Genomic DNA, 21,109 nt, shown 5'->3' on the forward strand with positions numbered 1-21,109 from the left:
GCCGCCCCAGCACGCCGCGCCCCCCCCCCAGCCCCCCCCCCCCCCCCCCCCCCCCCCCCCCCCCCCCCCCCCCCGCGGCCCGCGCCCCCCCCCCCCCCCCCCCCCCCCCACGGGGGTTCAGTCGGTGGTCACGAAGTCGATGAGCTCCTCGACGCGGCCGATCAGCGCGGGCTCGAGGTCGGTCCAGGTGCGCACGCGGGCGAGGATCCGCTGCGCCCACACGTAGCCGGTGTCGTCCTCCCAGCCCAGCCGGCGGCAGACGCCGGTCTTCCAGTCCTCGCCCCGGGGCACCTCCGGCCAGGCGCGGATGCCGACGACGGAGGGCTTGACCGCCTGCCAGATGTCGATGAACGGGTGGCCGACGACGAGCGCGTGCTGGCCGGTGACCTGCTCGGCGATCCGCGACTCCTTCGACCCGCGCACCAGGTGGTCGACCAGCACGCCCAGGCGCCGTCCCGACGACGGGCGGAACTCGCGCACGATCGCCGGCAGGTCGTCGACGCCGTGCAGCGGCTCGACGACGACGCCCTCGATGCGCAGGTCGTGGCCCCACACCTTCTCGACGAGCTCGGCGTCGTGCTTGCCCTCGACGTGGATGCGGCCCTCGCGCGCCACGCGGGCGCGGGCGCCGGCGACGTAGGTCGAGCCCGAGGCGCTGCGGGTCGGCGTCGCCGGTCCCCTCGGGGTCGGGCGCACCAGCACGACCGGCCGGCCGTCGACCCAGAAGCCCGGGCCCAGCGGGTAGGCGCGCACCTTCCCGAACCGGTCCTCGAGGTGGACGACGTCCTTCTCGCAGCGGACGACGGCGCCCACGAACCCGGAGCTGGGGTCCTCGACGACGAGGTCGCGTTCGGCGGCGACCTGCGGCGTCGGCTTCTTGACGGTGCGGGGGTGCACCAGGTCGTCGTAGGGGGAGCGGGGTGGCACCTCCCCAGGAGAGCCGATGACGGCGCGCGAGGCCCGCAGACGCGCCGGGAGGGAGCGGGCGCGACACGCCCGGGCGACACGCCGTTGACGCTGTGTGCTCGTCCGTCGCGGCTCGCCGGTCGGTCCCGGGGGCTCTCGTCGCGGCCGTCCACCCGGCGCTGACCTGCGGGAACGGGTCGTCCGGTGCCGCTCCGGAGAGGCGTCCGGGCCGGGCGGCCGGGGAGTGGGTACGAGGAAGATCGCGTCGGGTCGTTTCGGTCCCGCGAGCCCGGTCACCCATCTGTCGACCGGAACACCTGAGCTCAGATGGGAGCGCGAAACGACGATGATCGGCACCGACACCATCAGCCGTGTGATCGGGCAGGACGTCTACGACGACACGGGCGACAAGATCGGCTCGGTCTCGGAGGTCTACCTGGACGACGAGACCGGTCAGCCGGAGTGGGCCACGGTGCGGACCGGCCTGTTCGGCACCAAGGAGTCCTTCATCCCGCTGCGGGACGCCGACCTGACCAACGACGGCCTGCGCGTCCACGTGAGCAAGGCCAAGGTCAAGGACGCCCCGCGGATCGACACCGACGGCCACCTGTCCCCGCAGGAGGAGCAGGAGCTGTACCGGTACTACGACCTCGGCTCCGGCTCGGGCACCCAGACCACGCAGACGACGCAGACCACGGGCACGGTCCGCGACACCGGGACGGCCGGCACCTACAGCGCCGACCAGACCCGCACGCAGCAGGACCTCACCACCGGCGGTGCCGGGATGGGCACCACCGGCCGTGCCGACCGTGACGGCGACGGCGTCTACGACGACGTCCAGGGCCGCGCCGTCGGTCACGACACCTCCGGCCCGACCACCGACAGCGCGATGACCCGCTCCGAGGAGCACGTCAACGTGGGCACGCAGCGCGTCGAGGCCGGCCGCGCCCGCCTGCGCAAGTACGTCGTGACGGAGAACGTCAGCACCACCGTGCCGGTCTCCCACGAGGAGGTCCGCGTCGAGCGCGAGCCGATCACCGACGCCAACGTCGGCGCCGCGATGGACGGCCCGGCGATCTCCGAGGAGGAGCACGAGGTCGTCCTGCACGCCGAGCGCCCCGTGGTGGAGAAGGAGGCCGTGCCGGTCGAGCGCGTCCGCCTCGACACCGAGACGGTGACCGAGCAGCAGCGGGTCGACGAGCAGGTGCGCAAGGAGGAGATCGAGGTCGAGGGCGGCCGGTCCGGCGTCGCGGGCACCGGCACCACCGGCCGGGACGAGCGCGGCTTCGTGCAGAAGGCCAAGGACGCGCTCGACCGCGACAACGACGGCAAGATCGGTCGCTGACGCACAGCACGACCCCGGGCCCGGGACCGACCGGGCGCACGAGACGGCGGTGGCCGGCCGGAGACCTCGACTCCCGGCCGGCCACCGTGCTGTCCGGGGCCGCCCGCTCCGGCGCGGCCCGCGGCGCGTGCGGGTGGGATGCTCGGCGGCGTGATCGAGACCACGGCCGCGGCGTCGCCGACCCCTCCCCGGACCGACGGGCTCCCGGCCGGTCCCGACGAGCTCACCGCCGCCCTCCGGGCGACCGGGTACCTCCCCGACGAGGGGCTGGCCACCGCGGCCTACCTGGCCCTGGTCATGCGCCGCCCGCTCTTCCTCGAGGGCGAGGCCGGCGTGGGCAAGACGGCGCTGGCCCGCGCGCTGGCGGAGGTCACCGGCCGCCCGCTGTACCGGCTGCAGTGCTACGAGGGCCTCGAGGCCAGCCAGGCGCTCTACGACTGGGACTTCGGCCGCCAGCTGCTGCACCTGCGGGCCGCCGAGGCCGCGCACGCCACGGGGGACACCGAGACGCTGGAGGCCTCGCTCTACGACCGGCGCTTCCTGCTCGCCCGCCCGCTGCTGCAGGCCCTCGAGGACTCCCCGAGCGTGCTGCTGGTCGACGAGGTCGACCGCGCCGACGACGAGTTCGAGGCCTTCCTGCTGGAGGTGCTGTCGGACTTCACCATCTCCATCCCCGAGCTCGGCACCGTGCGCGCCGAGGTCCCGCCGCTGGTCGTGCTGACCTCCAACCGCACCCGCGAGGTCCACGACGCGCTCAAGCGCCGCTGCCTGTACCACTGGCTGCAGCACCCCGACTTCGACCGCGAGGTCGCGATCCTGCGGACCCGGCTGCCCGAGGTCACCGAGCGGCTGGCCCGCGAGGTGGCCCGGGCGACGGCGAAGCTGCGCACGCTGGACCTGCTCAAGCCGCCGGGCGTGGCCGAGGCGATGGACTGGGCCAGCGCGCTGCACACCCTCGGCGCGCGCGACCTCGACCCCGACCTGGCCGCCCGCACGCTCGGCGCCGTCCTCAAGTACCGGGAGGACACCGACCGGGTGCACGCGCTGGCCCGGGGAGCGCTGTTCGGTGGCAGCTGACGAAGGACCCCGTCCCCCTCACGCCTCGCACGCTCGGCGCGAGCCTCCGGACGGGGCCGTTCCAGCACGTCGCGACGTGGTCGGCGTCGTCCTGGGGTTCGCCCGGACGCTGCGTGCCGCCGGGGTGGGCGCCTCGCCCGACCGGGTCGAGGCGATGCTCTCGGCGGTCGCGGCGCTCGACGTCCTCGACGCGACCGCCGTCTACTGGGCCGGCCGCCTGACGCTGTGCGCCGGTCCCGACGACCTCGACCGCTACGACGCCGCCTTCTCCGCCTACTTCGGCGGCGAGGCACCCCGCCGGTCGACGGCGACCGCGCAGACCCCGCCCCGGGTCGCGGCCACCGCGCCGCTGGAGCAGGGCGCCGGCGCCGGTGAGGAGGGCGAGGACCCCTCCGACCTCGCCGTCGCCGCGTCCGGGGACGAGGTGCTGCGGCACCGCGACGTCGCCGACCTGACCCCGGCCGAGCGCGAGCACCTGCGCCGGCTGTTCGCGCTGGTGCGCCCGGCCGCGCCGATGCGCCGGGCCCGCCGGCGCCGGCCGGCCCCGCACGGGTCGGTGCACCCGGCGCGCACCGTCCGGCGGGCACTGCGCGACGGCGGCGAGGTGACCCGGCTGCTGCGCCGGCGGGCCCGGCCCCGGCCGCGGCGGGTGGTGCTGCTCGTCGACGTCTCGGGGTCGATGAGCCCCTACGCCGACGCGCTGCTGCGCTTCGCCCACGCCGCCGTGCGCTCCCGGCCGGCCTCGACCGAGGTCTTCACCATCGGCACCCGGTTGACCCGCGTCACCCGCGAGATGCGGCTGCGCGACCCCGACCGGGCACTGGCCGCCAGCGGCGAGGCCATCCCCGACTGGTCCGGCGGCACCCGGCTCGGCGAGGTGCTCAAGGCCTTCCTCGACCGGTGGGGCCAGCGGGGGACCGCTCGCGGCGCCGTCGTCGTGGTGTGCAGCGACGGCTGGGAGCGGGGGAGCCCGGACCTGCTGCGCGAGCAGATGGCGCGGCTGCGCCGGCTGGCGCACGCCGTCGTCTGGGTCAACCCGCACAAGGGGCGCAGCGGCTACGAGCCGCTCACCGGCGGGATGCAGGCGGCCCTGCCGTCGGTTGACGCGTTCGTGTCCGGCCACAGCCTGGCGGCGTTCGAGGAACTGTCCGGGGTCATCTCCCGTGCCTGAGAAGGAGGCCCGCGGTGCGTGACGTGTTGGAGGACCTGGTCGGCTGGTGGCAGGCCGGGGAGACGGTCGGCATGGGGACGGTGGTCGCCACCTGGCGATCCGCGCCCCGCCCCGCCGGCGCCTCGATGCTGGTCGGTCCCGACGGGACGGCGGTCGGCAGCGTGTCCGGCGGCTGCGTCGAGGGGGCGGTCTACGAGGAGGCCAAGGACGTCGTCGAGACCGGCGTCCCCACCCTCGAGCGGTACGGCGTCAGCGACGACGACGCGTTCGCCGTCGGCCTGACCTGCGGCGGGATCCTCGACGTGTTCGTCGAGCCGGTCTCGCGCGAGTCCTTCCCCGAACTGGGCGAGATCGCCGAGTCGGTGGCCCGGCACGAGCCGGTCGCCGTCGTCACCGTCGTCCGCGGTCCGGAGGACCGGATCGGCCGCCGGCTGGTGCTCTGGCCCGACCGCGCCTCCGGCACGCTGGGCCTGCAGCGCCTCGACGACGCCGTCGCCGACGACGCCCGCGGCATGCTCGCCGCCGGCCGCACCGGCACGCTGACCTACGGCCACGACGGCGAGCGCCGCGGCGACGAGCTGACGCTGTTCGTGTCCTCCTTCGCCCCGCCGGCGCGGATGGTCGTGTTCGGCGCCATCGACTTCGCCGCCGCCGTCGCGCGGGTCGGCGCGTTCCTCGGCTACCGCGTGACGGTGTGCGACGCCCGGCCGGTGTTCGCCACCGCCCGCCGCTTCCCCGACGCCCACGAGGTGGTCGTCGAGTGGCCGCACCGGTACCTGCAGGCCGAGGTCGACGCCGGGCGGATCGACGAGCGCACCGTGCTGTGCGTGCTGACCCACGACCCGAAGTTCGACGTCCCGCTGCTGGAGGTGGCGCTGCGGCTGCCGGTGGCCTACGTCGGCGCGATGGGCTCGCGGCGCACGCACGACGAGCGGCTCGACCGGCTGCGCGACGCTGGGCTGACCGACGACGAGCTGACCCGGCTGTCCTCGCCGATCGGGCTGGACCTCGGCGCGCGCACGCCCGAGGAGACGGCCGTCTCGATCGCCGCGGAGATCATCGCCGGGCGCTGGGGCGGCAGCGGCGAGCGGCTGACCGGTACGGAGGGCCCGATCCACCGCACTGCCGACCGATGACGAAGGACCACCCTGCCCCCCAGCACCCGCAGGCTCGCGGCGGGCCCCTGCAGGGCGGCCGCACGGCCGGGCACGTCAGTGGTGACCTCACGTTCCGCTACGACGTCGAGGTCGTGGGGCTGCTCGTCTCGCCGGTGCACCGCTACGACGGGCGGCCCGGCGGCGTCGTCCCGCCGCAGGACGGCGACCGGGTCGGGCGGATCGAGGTGCGCGCCGGGCACGGCGTCGTCGGCGACCGCTACGCCGGCCGGGCCGCGCACCGCGACGCCGCCGTCACCGTCCTGGCCGCCGAGTCGGTCGACACGCTGGCCGTCGAGCTGGGGACCGGCCCGCTGGACCCGCTGCTGGCCCGCCGCAACGTCGTCCTGCGCGGCGCCGAGGTGGAGGCGCTGCGCGGCGAGGTGTTCTCCCTCGACTGCGGCGAGGGCGTGGTGGTGCTGCGCGGCGGGCGGCCGGCCAACCCCTGCGCGTGGCTGGACACCGTCCTCGCGCCGGGCGCCCACCGCGGCCTGCGCGGCCGCGCCGGCATCCGCTGCGCGCCGCTCACCGACGGCGTGCTGCGGCTCGGGCCCGCCGTGCTGGCCAGCGCGGTCCCCCTCGACGCCGACCGCGCGGGACTGCCCCGCCGGGTGGCTCCCCGACCACGCACCGTCTGACCCCCGCTGACGCGGCCTCCCCCCGTCCGGGGGTGCCCGCCGCCGCACCGCGCCCGGACGATGACCCGGCCGAGGACGTGCCGTCGAGCCGCGGCGGCCGAGCGACGGGAGTGTCGATGAGGACCAGGGCAGCCGTACTGCGCGACGTCGGGCAGCCGTTCGAGATCACCGAGCTGGAACTGGACGAGCCCAAGGCGGGGGAGGTGCTCATCCGCTACGTCGCCGCCGGGCTGTGCCACTCCGACGAGCACCTGCGGCACGGCGACATCGTCCCGCAGTTCCCCATCGTGGGCGGCCACGAGGGCGCCGGGATCATCGAGAAGGTCGGCCCGGGCGTCACCCGGCTGCAGCCCGGTGACCACGTCATCTGCTCGTTCCTGCCGGTGTGCGGACACTGCCGGTGGTGTTCGACGGGCAAGTCGAACCTCTGCGACATGGGCGCGTCGATCCTCGTCGGGAACCTCCCCGACGGCACCTACCGCTTCCACGACGACGACGGCAACGACTACGGCGGCATGTGCATGCTCGGCACGTTCTCCGAGCGCGCCGTCATCAGCGAGAACTCCGCGGTCAAGGTCGACCCCGACCTGCCGCTGGACAAGGTCGTGCTCATCGGCTGCGGCGTCCCGACCGGCTGGGGGTCGGCGGTGCACGCGGCGGCGACCGAGCCCGGCGACACGATCGTCATCTACGGCATCGGCGGCATCGGCATCAACAGCGTGCAGGGCGCGGCGCTGGCCGGCGCGCGCAACGTCATCGCCGTCGACCCGCTGCCCAACAAGCGGGAGGCCGCCGAGCAGCTGGGCGCCACCCACAGCGTGGAGACGGCGGAGGAGGCGCAGGAGCTGGTCCAGGAGCTGACCCGCGGCGTCGGCGCGGACAAGGCGATCATCACCGTCGGCGTCGTCGACGCGAAGGTGGTCACCGACGCCGTGAACACCATCCGCAAGGGCGGCACCGCCGTCATCACCGGCCTGGCCGACCCGACGAAGAACAACATCGAGCTCAGCAGCTCGCTGCTCACCCTGTTCGAGAAGACCGTCAAGGGCAGCCTGTTCGGCTCGGGCGACCCGTTCCACGACATCCCGAAGATGGTCGAGCTCTACCAGTCCGGTGACCTCAAGCTCGACGAGCTGATCACCAAGACCTACACCCTCGACCAGGTCAACGAGGGCTACGAGGACCTGGTCAACGGCAAGAACATCCGCGGCGTCATCAGGTTCGACACCCCGCCGCTGGAGGGCGCGCCGGCCTGAGCGGTCCCCCGGCGAGACCTGCACACCGGCTCCCCCGGGGCCGGTGTGCAGGTCTCGCCCCGTCCCGAGAGGAGTCGCGTGGGCAACCCCACCGCGCCGCACCCGGTCATCGGGCTGCGCCGGGAGCGCGAGGTGCTCACCGTCGCGCTGCGCACCAACCGCCACGTCGTCCTGGAGGGGCCGCCGGGCACGGGCAAGTCCACGCTGCTGCGCTCCATCGCCGCCGACGTCGGCCAGGAGGTCGTCTTCGTCGAGGGCAACGCCGAGCTCACCCCGGCCCGGCTGATCGGCCAGTACGACCCCGCCGCCGTCCTCGCCGACGGGTACGTGCCCGGCAGCTTCACCGACGGGCCCCTGCTGACGGCGATGCGCGGGCACGGACTGCTCTACCTCGAGGAGCTCAACCGCATCCCCGAGGAGACGCTCAACGTCCTCATCACCGTGCTGACCGAGGGCGAGATCACCGTGCCCCGGCTCGGGCACGTGAAGGCGGCCGCCGGCTTCCGGCTCATCGCGGCCATGAACCCCTTCGACGCGATCGGCACCGCCCGCGTCGGGCAGGCGATCGCCGACCGCATGTGCCGGGTCGTGCTGGGCTACCAGGACGCCGCCGCCGAGCGGTCCATCGTCGGGGCCGTCACCGGGGCACCCCCGGCGCTCATCGGGCTCGCCGTCCGGCTGGTGCGTGCGTCGCGGGAGCACCGCGACGTCCGGATGGGCTCGTCGGTGCGCGGCGCGATCGACCTGGTGCTGCTGCTCGGCGGCCTGCTCGACGTGCGCGGGCAGTCGGGTCTCGGGGCCGACGGCGCCCGCGAGACCGCCCGCGACGCCGCCTACGCCGCGCTGTCGGGGCGGATCCGCATCGCCGAGGGTGTCGAGCGCACCGCCGAGGCGGTCATCGACGAGATCCTCGACGGCGTCTGGCCGCCCGACGGGTCACCGCCGCCGGAGGACCCCTCCGACGCCGCGGACCCCGCGGGTGGTGGTGACGAGGGAAAAGGTGAGGGCCCGCCGGAGACGCCGGCGGGCACCGACTCGGGGTCCTCGCTGCGCCGCGACCGGCGCTCCGGCGGCGGGCGCCGGCAGACCAGCCGTCGGGAGATGGCGGCCCGGCACGAGGCCTTCGAGGAGGTCAGCCCGGAGGTCGGTGAGCTCGACGAGGAGGCCTTCGCCGCGCTGATGGCCGAGGACGCCGACGCCGCGGCCGCGCTGCTCACCGACCTCGCCGCCGCCACCGACCGCGACCTGCGCTCGGCGGCCCAGCGGCTGGCCGCGCGGGTGTTCGTGCAGGTCGGCCGGGTGGGCCGTACCCGCACCCGCGGCACCCGGCGGCTGGTGCCCGACCGGCGCGGCGACGGCGACCTGGACCTCGACCGCACCCTGGACCGCTGGGACGTCGGGACGCCGCTGACCACCGGCGACCTGGTCACCCGCACGTGGACCGGGAACCGGCGGGCGGTGTGCCTCGCCGTCGACACGTCGGGGTCGATGACCGGGCTGGGCGTGGCCATCGCGGCGGTGGCGGCGGCCGGCGTCGTCCTCACCGGCGACGAGAAGCTGCGGACCAGCCTGATCACCTTCGGCCGCGAGGTCGACGTCGTCCAGCGCACCGGGCAGCGCCGCGCCGCCGAGGACGTCGTCACCCACCTGCTGGGGCTGCGCGGGCACGGGATGACCGACCTCGCCGCGGCGCTGCGGGCCGCCCGGCTGCAGCTGGCCGAGGAGGTGGCCGACGAGCGCGCCGTGGTGCTGCTGTCGGACTGCCTGCACACCACCGGTGACCCGCCGGAGACGGCGCTGGCCGGCATCGACCGGCTCGACGTGCTCTGCCCGCTCCCCACACCCGAGGCCGAGGAGGCCGCACGGGCGCTGGCCGCGCGCGGCGGCGGCAGCGCGCAGATGGTGCGCACCGTGCGCGACCTGGGGCCGGCGCTCACCCGCCTGCTCGGCTGACGCGGGACGGGCGCTCGCGCGGGGTGTTGATCATCGGCTGCGTGCACGGCGGTGCGGCGTGTCGGCGCGTGTCGGCGGCAACAACCCCATGATCACGACCGGGTGACCGCGATCGTCGGGACGGTGCCCGCACCGCAGGATCACGGCGTGAACGCATGGCTGCTGCGGGCGTCGCGATGGGCGCTGACCCTGGTGATGGGGGTGCTGGTCGCACCGCTCCTGGTCCTGGGGCTGCGGTTCGTCGGGGACGCGAGCTGGAGCTCGGCGGTGGTGACCGGCGTCGTCGTGGCCGTGGTCTGCGCGCCGGTGCTCGCACTCCTCGTCGCCCGGAACACGCACGACGCGCTGGACGCCTTCGGGCCGCTTCCGCACGGGAACCGTGCGCTGGTCGAGCGGGCGGCCCGGCGCGGCCCCGTCCCCGAGGACGACGAGGTGCGCGGGGCCGCTCTGCGTGTCGTCGAGGGCCGGCTGGCGCTGCTGGCGCAGACCCGGACGCGGGCCCTGCTGACCACCGTCGTCCTGGTCCTCCTGTGTGCGGGGTTGGCGGTCACCGCGTCGCCGTGGTGGTGGGCGGGGCTCGTCGTCTGCGCGGGCCTGCTCGTCCTGGTGCTCGTCACCCCGGCGCGGCTGCGGCGCCGGGCCGACCTGCTCCGGCGGGCGCCCTGATCACGACGTCCGCTCGAGTTGATCATGGGGTCGTTGCCGCTCCCGGCGGCGTGTCCGCGCGTGTCGGCGGCAACAACCCCATGATCAACAGGCGTGAGCACCGCACGCGTTACGGCAGGAGCCCCAGCCGCCGGGCGTGGACCACGGCCTCCAGGCGGGTGTGCGCGTCCAGCTTGGTCATCGCCGAGCCGAGGTAGCTCTTCACCGTCTCCGGCCGCAGCGACAGCCGGGTGGCGGTCTCGCGGTTGCTGCAGCCCAGCGCCACCTGCGTGAGGACGTCGACCTCGCGGGCCGACAGGTGCACCGCCGGCGCCGCGGCGTCGGGCGCGGCCCCGAGCGCCGCCAGCCGCCCGCACGCCGACAGCAGCCGCTCGCGCAGGGCGGCGTCGTCGATGGCCTGCGCGGCCAGCCGCAGGTCGGCGTGCACCGCCCGCACCTCCTCCCAGCGGGCCGGGTCCTCGGCCGGTGCCGGACCGGTCGCGGCGGTGGCCATCAGCGCCAGCCGGCGGTCCACCTCGTCGCGGACGGCGAGCTCGGACCCCATGCGGGCGGCGGCGCGGGCGAGCGCGTCACGAACCCGGTCGCCGATCGACCCGCCCTCCCGGCTGGCCGCGTACAGCACCGCCCGCGCCCGGCCGCCGACCAGCACCGGGACGGCGGCCACCGTGCGCAGCCCCTCGGCGAGCACCGGCCCGTCGTACTCGTGGGTGATGTCCAGCGCCCGCTCGTAGTCCTCCACGCCCGCCGGGCGGCCCTCGCTGAGCACCCGCCCGCCCAGTCCCGCGCCGGTGCGGATCTCCAGCCCCCGCAGGTACCGGGTGCGCACGCCGACCAGCTCGTCGATGCGGGCCGACGGACCCTGCACCGGCCCGGCGGCGAAGACGACGCTCATCCCCGACCGCGCGTGCACCTCCCGGACGGCGGCGCGCAGCGCATCGCGGTCGTCGGGACGTGCCGTGGCGGGGAGGGACACCCGGGGGACCTCCTCGCGCGTCCGGACGACGGTGAGCCAGGTCACGTTAGCGCAGGTCGCGACGGCGGCGACGGCCCGGCGAGATCGGGGGTGGCGGCGCCCCGGACCCCCGGCCGACCATGCCCGGCACGCGACCGCACGACCCGAGGAGCGCACCCATGCCCGGCACCGCCACCACCGCCTACCGGGAGGCCCGCGACCAGCTGCTCGGGCTGCGCGGCGACCCCATGAAGGCCGCCGCCGAGTTCCGCTGGCCGCGCATCGAGGGCCCGTTCAACTGGGCGGTGGACTGGTTCGACGAGATCGCCCGCGGCGTCGACCGGCCCGGGCTGCGCATCACCGGCGAGGACGGGCGCACGGCGAGCTGGTCGTTCGCCGAGCTCGCCCGCCGCTCCGACCAGGTGGCCGGCTGGCTGCGCGGGCGCGGCGTGCAGCGCGGCGACCGCGTCGTCCTCATGCTCGGCAACCAGGTCGAGCTGTGGGAGTCGATGCTCGCCGTCATGAAGCTCGGCGCGGTGATCGTGCCGACCACCACCGCGCTCGGCCCGGCCGACCTCGCCGACCGCATCGGCCGCGGCGGCGCCCGACACGTCGTCGTCAACGCCGCCGACGCCGGCAAGTTCGACGGCGTGCCCGGCGACTACGGGCGCATCGCCGTCGGGGACGCACCGGCCGGCTGGGCGCCCTACGACGACGCCGCCGGCGGGAGCGACGAGCCGCCCGGCCACCCCGGCACCGAGCCGGGTGACCCGCTGCTCCTGTACTTCACCAGCGGCACCACCAGCCGGCCCAAGCTGGTCGAGCACACCCAGGTCAGCTACCCCGTCGGGCACCTGTCGACGATGTACTGGCTGGGCCTGCAGCCCGGCGACGTCCACCTCAACATCAGCTCCCCGGGCTGGGCCAAGCACGCCTGGAGCTGCTTCTTCGCGCCGTGGGCGGCCGAGGCCACCGTCGACCTGTTCACCTACGTGCGCTTCGACGCCGCGCGGGTCCTCGGGCACGTCCGCGGCGCCGGCGTCACCACCTTCTGCGCCCCGCCGACGGTGTGGCGGATGCTCATCCAGGCCGACCTCTCCGGCGGCCCGGGCGCGCTGCGGGAGGTCGTGGCCGCCGGCGAGCCGCTCAACCCCGAGGTCATCGAGCAGGTGCGCCGGCACTGGGGGCTGACCCTGCGCGACGGCTACGGCCAGACCGAGACGACGGCGGCCGTGGGCAACCCGCCCGGCGCCGAGCTGCGGCCGGGCTCGATGGGCCGCCCGCTGCCGGGCGTCCCCGTGGTGCTCGTCGACCCGGTCACCGGGCAGCGGGGGGACGACGGCGAGATCTGCCTGGACCTCGCCCAGCGGCCGCTGAACCTCATGTCCGGTTACCAGGCCGACCCGGAGCGGGCGGCCGAGGCGATGTCCGGCGGGTACTACCACACCGGTGACGTCGCGACCCGCGACGCCGACGGCTACATCACCTACGTCGGGCGCACCGACGACGTCTTCAAGGCCAGCGACTACAAGATCAGCCCGTTCGAGCTGGAGAGCGTGCTCATCGAGCACCCGGCGGTGGTGGAGGCCGCCGTCGTCCCGGTGCCCGACCCGGTGCGGGCCGCCGTCCCCAAGGCCTACGTCACCCTGGCGCCGGGGTGGGAGCCGGGCCCGGAGACGGCGCTGGCGGTGCTGCGCCACGCGCGCGAGCGGCTGGCGCCCTACCTGCGGGTCCGCCGGATCGAGTTCGCGGAGCTGCCCAAGACGATCTCGGGCAAGATCCGCCGGGTCGAGCTGCGGCACCGCGAGGAGCAGGCCGCGCCCGCCGGCACCGGCACCGACTGGGCCGACACCGACTTCCCGGAGCTGCGGGGCGGCTGAGCCGCTCCCCGTGCCCGCCGGGAGCGCCGGCGGGCACGGGGGACGGCGTCAGCGGTCGGCGTCGGTGTAGACGATCATCCCGCGGATGTTCTTGCCGTCGCGCATGTCCTGGTAGCCCTGGTTGACGTCCTCGAGGGAGTACTTCGTGGTCGCCAGCTCGTCGAGCTTGAGCTGGCCCTCCTGGTAGAGGCTGAGCAGCTCGGGGATCGCCGCCCGCGGGGCCAGGCCGCCGAAGATGGCGCCCTGCAGGTCCTTCTGCAGCAGGGTCAGCTCGAAGAGGCTGAGCTTCACGTCGGTGTTGGCGTAGTTGCCCATGCCGGTGACGACCGCCCGGCCGCCCTTGCCGGTGAGGCTGAGCGCGGTCTGGATGTCCTCGCCCTGGATGTCGCCGACGGTGATGATCGTCTTGTCGGCCATCCGGCCCCAGGTCAGCTCGTTGACCTTCTCGGTCGCCTCCTCGGCGGACTCGAAGACGTGCGTGGCGCCGAGGTCCATCGCCCACTCGCGCTTGCGGGCCACCGGCTCGATGACCATGACCCGCTTCGCGCCGGCCGCGGCCGCGCCCTGGACGGCGTTCATGCCGACGCCGCCGGCGCCCATGACGACGACGTTCTCCCCCGGGCGGACGTCGGCGACCTTGGTGGCCGAGCCCCAGCCGGTGGTGACGCCGCAGCCGACCAGCGCCGCGATCTCCAGCGGCACGTCCGGCTCGATCTTGACCACCGACGCCTGGTGCACGGTGATGTAGGGCGAGAACGTGCCGAGCAGGCACATCGGGATGACGTCCTTGCCGCGGGCCTGCACCCGGTAGCTGCCGTCGGAGATCGACGTCCCGGCCAGCAGGTTCGCGCCGAGGTCGCAGAGGTTCTGCATCCCCTTCGAGCACGGCGGGCACTGCCCGCACGCCGGGATGAAGGCGGTGACGACGTGGTCGCCCTCCTGCAGCCCCGTGACGCCGGGGCCGACCTTGGTGACCACGCCGGCGCCCTCGTGCCCGCCGATGACCGGGTAGAAGGCCACGGGCGTGCCGCCGGTGACCAGGTGCTCGTCGCTGTGGCAGAGCCCCGAGGCGGCCAGCTGGACCTGGACCTCACCCGCCTTCGGGTCGCCGAGCTCGATCTCCTCGACCGACCACTCCTCGCCCACGCCCCACAGGATCGCGCCCTTGGTCTTCACCCGGTGTCCCTCCGTCAGTGCGGTCTCGCCGCCCGTCGCCGTCGACGGGCTGTGCGCCGGGCCACAGACTCCGTGTGACACCGGGTGCCGTCAAGCGGGGCGGCCGGTGCCGTTCCGTCAGCGGCCGGGGTCGACGGTGACCGAGCTGAACGGCAGGTGCGGCTCCACCACCGGGAACACGACGAACAGCAGCAGCGCGCAGACGGCGAGGGCGAGCAGCAGCGACAGCGCCGAGCGGCTCGCGGTGCCCCCGGGCAGGTGGTGCCAGATCCAGCGGTACACGGGTCCTCAGTCCTCGGTCAGGGCCGGCGGCCCGTCGGGTGAGTCCGCCCGGGCCACGCCGGGCCCGTCGAGGACGGCGTGCACGATCAGCCGCTGTCGGGCGGAGTAGCGCGGGTGGCAGGTGGTCAGCGTCAGGTAGGCGCCGGTGGGGGCGGCGTCGGCGGCGCCGCCGGGCGTCGGGGCGATCACGTCGACGTCCGCGGGCGTGACGATCTGCTGCCCGGGGATGCCGCTGGGGTCGGTGAAGTCCCCGGTGGCCTCGTCGCCGAGCACGCGGTAGGTGAACCAGCCGTCGGCCACCTCGACGACGATCGGGTCGCCGGGGCGAAGCGCGTCGAGGTCGAGGAACGGGGACCCGCGACCCACCCGGTGACCGGCGATCGCGAGGTTGCCCTGCTGCCCAGGCATCGCCGTCCCGACGTAGTGGCCCGGCCCCTGGGACAGCTGGTCCTCGGTGGTGCCCTCGAGCACCACCCGGGACCAGTCCTCGCCCAGCCGCGGGATGTGCAGCACCGCGAACGGCTCGCCCAGGCCGGGCTCGGCGGGGGAGGTGGGCACGCCGACGACGGGGGCGTCGTCCCACCCGGTGCGCAGCTCGTCGGCGAGCCGGTCCTGCTCGCGCGCGGCGAACAGGTCGGTGACGTAGAGCTCGTAGACGACGAACAGGAGCAGCACGAGGCCAGCGGTGACGAGCGTCTGGCCGAGACCGCTGACCAGCGTGCGCCCCCGGTCGCGGCGGGGACGGCCGTAGCGGCGCCACTCGGTGGGCGGCGGTGCTGTCGCGGAGGGTGATGCCATGGCCACTCCACGATGCCAGTGCGGGAGCCGTGCGCCGGTCCGGGAGACTGGACGGCGTGTCGCAACCGCCGGTGGTCGTCGTCGGCGCGGGGCCGGTGGGTGCCACGGCCGCGCTGCTGCTCGCCCGGCGGGGGCTGGCGGTCCTGCTGCTCGACCGGCAGCCCCGCCCGCCCGCCGTCCCGCGGGCGGTGCACCTCGACGACGAGGCGCTGCGCGCGCTGGCCGACGCCGGCGTGGCCGACGACTTCCTCGCGGTGAGCCGGCCGGCGGCGGGGCTGCGGCTGGTCGACGCCGCCCACCGGGTGCTCGCCGAGTTCGGTCGCGAGCCCGGCGCGGGGCGGCACGGCTGGCCGCAGGCGTCGATGTTCCACCAGCCCGACCTCGAGGCCGTGCTGCGCGCCGCCGTCGTCCGGACCCCGGGGATCACGCTGCGCACGGCGGCGGAGGCGGTGGGGCTCGCCGAGCGGGCGGACCGGTCCGTCACGGTGACGGTGGTCGACCGGCGCACCGGGGAGCGGGCCGACGTCCACGCGGCGGCGGTGCTCGGCTGCGACGGCGCGCACAGCACGGTGCGCCGGCTGCTCGGCGGGCGGATGCGCGACCTGGGCCGGCCCGACCGGTGGCTGGTGGCCGACCTGCGCGCGCCGTCGCCGCTGCCGGTGTGGCCGGGGGTGCACCAGGTCTGCGACCCGGCCCGCGCGGCCACGTTCATGCCGGTCAGCGGCGACCGCTACCGGTTCGAGGCGCGGCTGCTGCCGGGGGAGACGGTGGCGGGCCTGACCGGCGGGCTGCCCCGGCTCCTCGCGCCGTTCGGTGCCGCAGAGGCCGCGGTGGTCCGCGCCGCCGAGTACGTCTACCGGGCGCAGGTCACCGACCTGTGGCGCCGGGGACGGGTGCTGCTGGCCGGCGACGCCGCCCACCTGACCCCGCCGTTCGTCGGCCAGGGGCTGGGGCTGGGCCTGCGCGACGTGCACCAGGTCGCCTGGAAGCTGGCCGCCGTCGTCACTGGCGCCGCCGCCGAGGACCTGCTCGACACCCACGGGGCCGAGCGCGGGCCGCACGCCCGGGCGCTGGTCCGCCTCGCCGCGCTGGTCGGGCGGCTGATGACCGGCGGGGGAGCGGGCGCGGTCCCGGTCCGCCGGGCGGTGCTGGCCGCCGTCGCGAGCGTGCCGGCCCTGGCCGCCTACGCCGCCGACAGCCGGACGCCGCCGCTGCGCCCCGGCCCGCTGGTCGACCGGAGCGACCGGGCCGGCCGCCGGCTGGCGGGCGCGCTGGTGCCGCGCGCGCGGGTTCGGGTGGACGGGCGGGAGTGCCGGCTCGACGACGTCCTCGGCGCCGGGACGGCGGTGGTCGCGACGGCCTCACCCGGCCGCGTCGCGGTGACCGCCGCGGGTCGGCGCACCGAGGTCGACGACGTCGACGGCGCGCTGAGCGCGTGGCTGGACACCGGGCGGGCGCGGTACGCCGTCGTCCGGCCCGACCGGGTCGTGCGCGCCGCGGGGTGAGTGCGCCGCCGGTCGGCGGGTACCGGGCGGCTCATGCAGATCGACAAGGCACAGATCCTCCAGCTGCTGCAGTCCCAGGGCGAGGACGCCAAGGCGCAGCAGGCCGACCAGGAACTGCCCGGCCAGGTGGACACCGAGCAGCACGCCGGCATCCTGCAGAAGCTCGGCCTCGACCCGATGGACCTCGTCAAGATGCTCGGCGGTGGCGGCGGTCAGGGCGGCGGCCTCGGCGGGGCGATCGGCGGCATCCTCGGCCGCTGACCCCCGGGTCCCTCCCGACCCTGCCGTGCGCGTCCGCGGAAGTGCCTCCGGGCACTTCCGCGGACGTGCGCGCCGTTCCGGATCGGCGGGGCGCAGTCGTGTGACGCGCATCACGACACCGGCTATCGTGGGCGGGCCGTCCGTGCCCCGGAGGTCGTCGTGCCCGCTCCCCACCTGCCGCCCCACCCGGCGCGGTGACCGCCGTCCCCCTGCGGCACGGGCCCCCGCCGGTCCGCCGCGCGCTCGACCGCCCGGTCCGGCCGGCTCCCTGCTCGTCCGCGGAGCCGACGTCCGGGTTCAGCAAGTACCTCGTCCCCGAGGTCGTGTTCGGCTGGGGCGCGCTGTCCGAGGCCGGGTTCGCCGCCCGCCGCCTCGGTGCCCGCCGGCCGTTCGTCGTCACCGACGCCGGCCTGGTCGAGGCCGGCTGGCTCGCCGAGCTCGCGGGCCACCTCGCCGACGCCGGCCTGCGGCCCACCGTGTGGACCGGGCTGACGCCCAACCCCAAGGACCACGAGGTCGCCGAGGGCGTGCAGCGGTACCGCGACAGCGGCTGCGACGTGGTGGTCGGCCTGGGCGGTGGGTCGGTCATCGACGCGGCCAAGGCGGTCGCCGTCGTGACCAGCAACGGCGGGTCGATCCTCGACTACGAGGGGGTCGACCGGGTCACCACCGCGATCCCCCCGACCGTCATGTGCCCGAGCACCGCGGGCACCGGCGCCGACGTGTCCCAGTTCGCCGTCGTCACCGACACCACCCGGCGGCTCAAGGCCACCCTCATCGGCCGGGCGCTGGTCCCCGACATCTCCCTCACCGACCCCCGGCTGCTCACCACGATGCCCGAGGACCTGGCCGCCGCCACCGGCCTCGACGCGCTCACCCACGGCATCGAGGCGTTCGTCTCCCGGGCGTCGGGCCCGCTCACCGACGTCCACGCGCTGCACGCCGTCGAGCTCATCTGCACCTCGCTGCGGCGCACGCTCACCGCGCCGGACGACACCGCCGCCACCACCCGCATGGCCCAGGCCAGCCTCGAGGCCGGGCTGGCCTTCACCAACGCCATCCTCGGCGCCACCCACGCGATGAGCCACCAGGTCGGCGGGCTGCTCGACGTGCCGCACGGCGTGGTCAACGGCGTGCTGCTGCCGCACGTCATCCGGTTCAACGCCCGCGCCGTCCCCGAGCGGTTCCTGCCGGTCGCCCGCGCCATGGGCGTCGACGTCACCGGCCTGAGCGGCGAGGAGGCCGCGGAGGAGGCCGCCGGCGTCGTCACCCGGCTGGCCGCCGAGCTGGGCTGCCCCAGCCGGCTCGGCCCGCTGGGCGTGCGGGAGTCCGACGTCGAGCGGCTGGCGACGACGACGCTGGGCGACGCCTGCCTGTCGACCAACCCCCGCGACGCCGACCGCGCCGAGATCGCCGCCCTGTTCCGGGCCGCGCTGTGACCGCCCGCCGGCGCTGACCCGGGGTGCCCGTGACCCCCCGCGCGCCCGTCCCCGGCATCCCCGAGCTCACCGGGCTGCGCTCGTCGAAGCCCAGCTGGTACGCCGAGTACCGGCAGACCGCCGAGGACCTCTCCCGGGCCATGGCGCAGCTCGAGCACGTCGCCCGGGTGCTGTCGGCCACCGGGCAGGGCGCCGACGCGCTCTGCCGCGTCGTCGTCGACGCGACCGCCGGGCAGCTCGCGGTCCCGTGGGTGGTGCTGGCCCTCGCCGAGGAGGCGCTGCCGCTGGCCCGGCCGCGGCTGGTCGGCCGCGGCCCGGGCGGCGCCCGGGTCGCCGAGCTCGCCGCGCTGCCGGCCGAGGTGGGCCGGCCGGTCGCCGCCGCGCTGGCCGCCGGGGAGGTCGAGCCCTGGCGGGCCGACGGCGGCGCCGTCGTCGTCCCTCTGGTGGTCGACGGCGACCCGGTCGGGGCTCTGGTCGCCTGCGGCGGGGCGCCGCGCAGCGCCGACCCGGCCGACCTGTCCATCCTGCGGATCGTGGCCAACCAGTCGGCGGTGGCGCTGCACGCCGACCACCTGCTGGCCCGCTCCGAGGCGCTGCGCCGGCAGACCGAGCGGCTCTACGCCGAGGCCGACCAGCGGGCCCGCGACCTCGCCGAGCGGCACGAGCAGCTCGCCGAGGCCGAGCACCGCCTCGACGTCGCCGCGCAGCGCGAGGCGGTCGACGCCGAGCGGCACCGCATCGCCCGGGAGCTGCACGACAGCGTGGCCCAGCACGTGCTCTCCGCCGGGATGACGATCGAGTGGTGCCGCCCGGAGGTGGCCCACCACACCGAGGTGCACGAGCGGCTCGGGCACGCGAAGGCGCTCACCCGGGAGGCGGTCGAGCGGTTGCGCGGCGCCATCCACGCGCTGTCGGAGCACGAGCACGGCGTGCCCGGGCCGGCGCTGCCCGGCCTGCTCGACCGGTTGCCGTCGGTGCCCGGGCTGGCCGTCGCGGTGCGGGTGGAGGGGCGGCCGCGGGTGCTGCCGCCGGAGGCCGAGCACCAGCTGTTCCGCATCGCCACGGAGTGCCTGTCCAACACCGCCCGGCACGCCGGTGCCACCCGGGCGACCGTCCGGCTGGGCTACCGGCCCGGGGAGGTGCGGCTGTCGGTGGCCGACGACGGCACCGGTGACCCCGAGACGCTGCGCCGCCTGCTGCGGGCCGCCGTCCGGCGCGGCGACGGCCACCACCGCGGGCTGCGCAACATCGAGTCGCGCTGCCGCGAGCTCGGCGCCGGCCTGCGCGTCGCCCGCGCCCGGATGGGCGGGGTGCGGGTGGAGGTCCGGCTGCCGCTCCCGTCCGATCCGCCCGCGGAGGGGACCGGTGACTGACCCGATCCGGCTGGTGATCGTCGACGACCACGCCATCGTCCGGCAGGGTCTGCGGTCGATCCTCGAGCGCGAGCCCGACATCGAGGTCGTGGGCGAGGCGGCCACCGCGGCGGCCGCGCTCGACCTGGTCGCCGCGGCCCGCCCGCACATCGTGCTGCTGGACCTGAAGCTGTCAGCGGGGTCCGACGTCGCCGGTCTGGCGCTGTGCGGCGAGCTGACCGCGCGGACCCCCGCGCCGGGCGTGCTGGTGGTGACCACGTTCCTCGACGAGCGGCTGGTCCTCGAGGCGATCCGGCACGGCGCGCGCGGCTACGTGCTCAAGGACGTCGACGCCGTCGCGCTGGTCGCCGCGATCCGGGCGGTGCGCCGCGGCGAGAGCGCCTTCGACAGCCACAGCGCGGCGATGGTGGTGCGCTCGCTGGCCGCGCCGTCGTCGTCCCCGTCGTCGCCGTCGTCCCCGGAGCTGACCGGCCGGGAGCGGCAGGTGCTGGCCCTGCTGGCCCGGGGGCTGTCCAACGAGGCGATCGGCCGCGAGCTCTACATCTCGGCGACGACGGCGAAGTTCCACGTCACCAACCTCATGCGCAAGCTCGCGGTGTCCCGGCGGGCCGAGGCCGTCTACGCGGGCTCGAAGCTCGGCCTGATCTGAGGACCGTGCACGGGCGCGGACCGGCACGGCCTCCGGCCGGGACGGCGGGTGTCAGCCGGCCTCGGCGACGCGCTTGATCGCGGCCAGCGTCGCCGGGATGCCCTCGCGCGCGGCGCGGATGCGGACCTGCACCTGCTCCGGCGCGTCCTCGCCGTAGCGCTCCTCCATCAGCTCCAGCCCGCCGGGCAGGAACTCCCACGACTCGGTCAGCCGCGTGCCGCCCTCGACCGCCTCGAGGGTGTACCCCCAGCGCGCCCGCGTCCCGCCGACCAGCCAGGCGAACTCCCGGCCGCGGTCGGCGACCGCCACCACGCTGCGGGTCTCCCACGTGCGGTCGGGGGTGACGTTGCGGCCGGTGAACCAGTCGCCGACGGCGCCCGTCGCGCCCTCGTCCCACCAGCAGGCCACGCACACCGGGCTCCACTCGCCGGTGCGGGTCACGTCGCTGACCAGGTCGTACAGGGACTCCGGGGAGGCGGCGACGACGATCGAGCCGGAGTGGGTCAGGTCGCTCACGCCCGCAGTGGGGGGGGGCCGGGGGGTGGCCCCCCCCCCCCCCCGGCCCCCCGCCGGGGTCGCCGTGCGGGGCCCCCCGCTCCGCCACCCCCGGGTGCCGGGCGAGCGCGCC

20 protein-coding genes are annotated in these 21,109 nt (G+C 76.1%); 14 read left to right on the forward strand and 6 right to left on the reverse strand.

Translation table 11 applies throughout. The features are described from left to right. Positions 1-117: 117 nt before the first annotated feature. The gene (locus ACI8AD_RS23000) at positions 118-927 is read right to left on the reverse strand and encodes a DUF3097 domain-containing protein (RefSeq protein WP_456872851.1); all 810 of its coding nucleotides are present in this window, start codon (positions 925-927) and stop codon (positions 118-120) included. 325 nt (positions 928-1,252) lie between these two features. Between ACI8AD_RS23000 and ACI8AD_RS23005 the strand changes: the two genes are divergently transcribed. The 8 genes from ACI8AD_RS23005 (at position 1,253) to ACI8AD_RS23040 (ending at position 10,166) form a co-directional block, all read left to right on the forward strand. Beyond that, positions 1,253-2,251: a PRC and DUF2382 domain-containing protein gene (locus tag ACI8AD_RS23005; RefSeq protein WP_456872852.1), complete on the forward strand. Its 999-nt coding sequence runs from the start codon at positions 1,253-1,255 to the stop codon at positions 2,249-2,251. A gap of 150 nt (positions 2,252-2,401) precedes the next feature. Then, positions 2,402-3,328 carry an AAA family ATPase gene (locus tag ACI8AD_RS23010; RefSeq protein WP_456872853.1) on the forward strand — a complete coding sequence of 309 codons (927 nt, stop codon included), beginning with the start codon at positions 2,402-2,404 and terminating at the stop codon, positions 3,326-3,328. 76 nt (positions 3,329-3,404) lie between these two features. Beyond that, entirely contained in the window at positions 3,405-4,499 is a 1,095-nt protein-coding gene (locus ACI8AD_RS23015) for a vWA domain-containing protein (protein ID WP_456872854.1), read from the forward strand. Between the two features lie 14 nt (positions 4,500-4,513). Further along, a complete protein-coding gene (locus ACI8AD_RS23020; protein WP_456872855.1) occupies positions 4,514-5,635 on the forward strand; it encodes an XdhC family protein in 1,122 nt (373 codons plus the stop codon). Continuing rightward, positions 5,632-6,291, forward strand: coding sequence for an MOSC domain-containing protein (locus ACI8AD_RS23025; RefSeq protein WP_456872856.1), 660 nt, complete (start codon positions 5,632-5,634; stop codon positions 6,289-6,291). Before ACI8AD_RS23020 ends, ACI8AD_RS23025 begins: the two co-directional genes overlap by 4 nt. 116 nt (positions 6,292-6,407) lie before the next feature. Further along, positions 6,408-7,547, forward strand: coding sequence for an NDMA-dependent alcohol dehydrogenase (locus tag ACI8AD_RS23030; protein ID WP_456872857.1), 1,140 nt, complete (start codon positions 6,408-6,410; stop codon positions 7,545-7,547). A 78-nt stretch (positions 7,548-7,625) separates the two neighbouring features. Further along, entirely contained in the window at positions 7,626-9,500 is a 1,875-nt protein-coding gene (locus ACI8AD_RS23035) for an AAA family ATPase (RefSeq protein WP_456872858.1), read from the forward strand. A gap of 147 nt (positions 9,501-9,647) precedes the next feature. After that, positions 9,648-10,166, forward strand: coding sequence for a hypothetical protein (locus ACI8AD_RS23040; protein ID WP_456872859.1), 519 nt, complete (start codon positions 9,648-9,650; stop codon positions 10,164-10,166). Between the two features lie 109 nt (positions 10,167-10,275). Here the strand turns inward: ACI8AD_RS23040 and ACI8AD_RS23045 are convergent, their stop codons facing one another. Beyond that, the gene (locus ACI8AD_RS23045; protein ID WP_456872860.1) at positions 10,276-11,139 is read right to left on the reverse strand and encodes a LuxR C-terminal-related transcriptional regulator; all 864 of its coding nucleotides are present in this window, start codon (positions 11,137-11,139) and stop codon (positions 10,276-10,278) included. Between the two features lie 158 nt (positions 11,140-11,297). On the opposite strand from ACI8AD_RS23045, the gene ACI8AD_RS23050 reads away from it, so the two are divergent. After that, complete coding sequence (locus ACI8AD_RS23050; RefSeq protein ID WP_456872861.1) at positions 11,298-12,998, forward strand: AMP-binding protein; 1,701 nt, start codon at positions 11,298-11,300, stop codon at positions 12,996-12,998. 48 nt (positions 12,999-13,046) lie between these two features. On the opposite strand, the gene ACI8AD_RS23055 is transcribed toward ACI8AD_RS23050, so the two are convergent. The 3 genes from ACI8AD_RS23055 to ACI8AD_RS23065 all read right to left on the reverse strand — a co-directional run bounded on the left by ACI8AD_RS23055 (position 13,047) and on the right by ACI8AD_RS23065 (position 15,254). Beyond that, entirely contained in the window at positions 13,047-14,174 is a 1,128-nt protein-coding gene (locus tag ACI8AD_RS23055; RefSeq protein ID WP_456872862.1) for an NDMA-dependent alcohol dehydrogenase, read from the reverse strand. Between the two features lie 117 nt (positions 14,175-14,291). After that, complete coding sequence (locus ACI8AD_RS23060) at positions 14,292-14,456, reverse strand: hypothetical protein (RefSeq protein ID WP_089402836.1); 165 nt, start codon at positions 14,454-14,456, stop codon at positions 14,292-14,294. Positions 14,457-14,462: 6 nt separating this feature from the next. After that, positions 14,463-15,254 carry a class E sortase gene (locus ACI8AD_RS23065; protein ID WP_456872863.1) on the reverse strand — a complete coding sequence of 264 codons (792 nt, stop codon included), beginning with the start codon at positions 15,252-15,254 and terminating at the stop codon, positions 14,463-14,465. A 56-nt stretch (positions 15,255-15,310) separates the two neighbouring features. Between ACI8AD_RS23065 and ACI8AD_RS23070 the strand changes: the two genes are divergently transcribed. The 5 genes from ACI8AD_RS23070 (at position 15,311) to ACI8AD_RS23090 (ending at position 20,481) form a co-directional block, all read left to right on the forward strand. Beyond that, positions 15,311-16,759, forward strand: coding sequence for a bifunctional 3-(3-hydroxy-phenyl)propionate/3-hydroxycinnamic acid hydroxylase (locus ACI8AD_RS23070; protein ID WP_456872864.1), 1,449 nt, complete (start codon positions 15,311-15,313; stop codon positions 16,757-16,759). 33 nt (positions 16,760-16,792) lie between these two features. Next, the gene (locus tag ACI8AD_RS23075) at positions 16,793-17,020 is read left to right on the forward strand and encodes a hypothetical protein (RefSeq protein WP_456872865.1); all 228 of its coding nucleotides are present in this window, start codon (positions 16,793-16,795) and stop codon (positions 17,018-17,020) included. 194 nt (positions 17,021-17,214) lie between these two features. Next, complete coding sequence (locus ACI8AD_RS23080) at positions 17,215-18,459, forward strand: iron-containing alcohol dehydrogenase (RefSeq protein ID WP_456872866.1); 1,245 nt, start codon at positions 17,215-17,217, stop codon at positions 18,457-18,459. 29 nt (positions 18,460-18,488) lie between these two features. Beyond that, positions 18,489-19,832: a GAF domain-containing sensor histidine kinase gene (locus ACI8AD_RS23085; protein WP_456872867.1), complete on the forward strand. Its 1,344-nt coding sequence runs from the start codon at positions 18,489-18,491 to the stop codon at positions 19,830-19,832. After that, positions 19,825-20,481 (forward strand): MadR family response regulator transcription factor, encoded by a 657-nt coding sequence (locus tag ACI8AD_RS23090; RefSeq protein WP_456872868.1) that lies wholly within the window; start codon positions 19,825-19,827, stop codon positions 20,479-20,481. The genes ACI8AD_RS23085 and ACI8AD_RS23090 overlap by 8 nt, the downstream gene beginning before the upstream one ends. A gap of 51 nt (positions 20,482-20,532) precedes the next feature. Here the strand turns inward: ACI8AD_RS23090 and ACI8AD_RS23095 are convergent, their stop codons facing one another. Further along, positions 20,533-20,997: an SRPBCC family protein gene (locus tag ACI8AD_RS23095; RefSeq protein ID WP_456872869.1), complete on the reverse strand. Its 465-nt coding sequence runs from the start codon at positions 20,995-20,997 to the stop codon at positions 20,533-20,535. Positions 20,998-21,109: the final 112 nt, after the last annotated feature.

The sequence above is a fragment of the Geodermatophilus sp. SYSU D00766 genome, assembly GCF_054049915.1.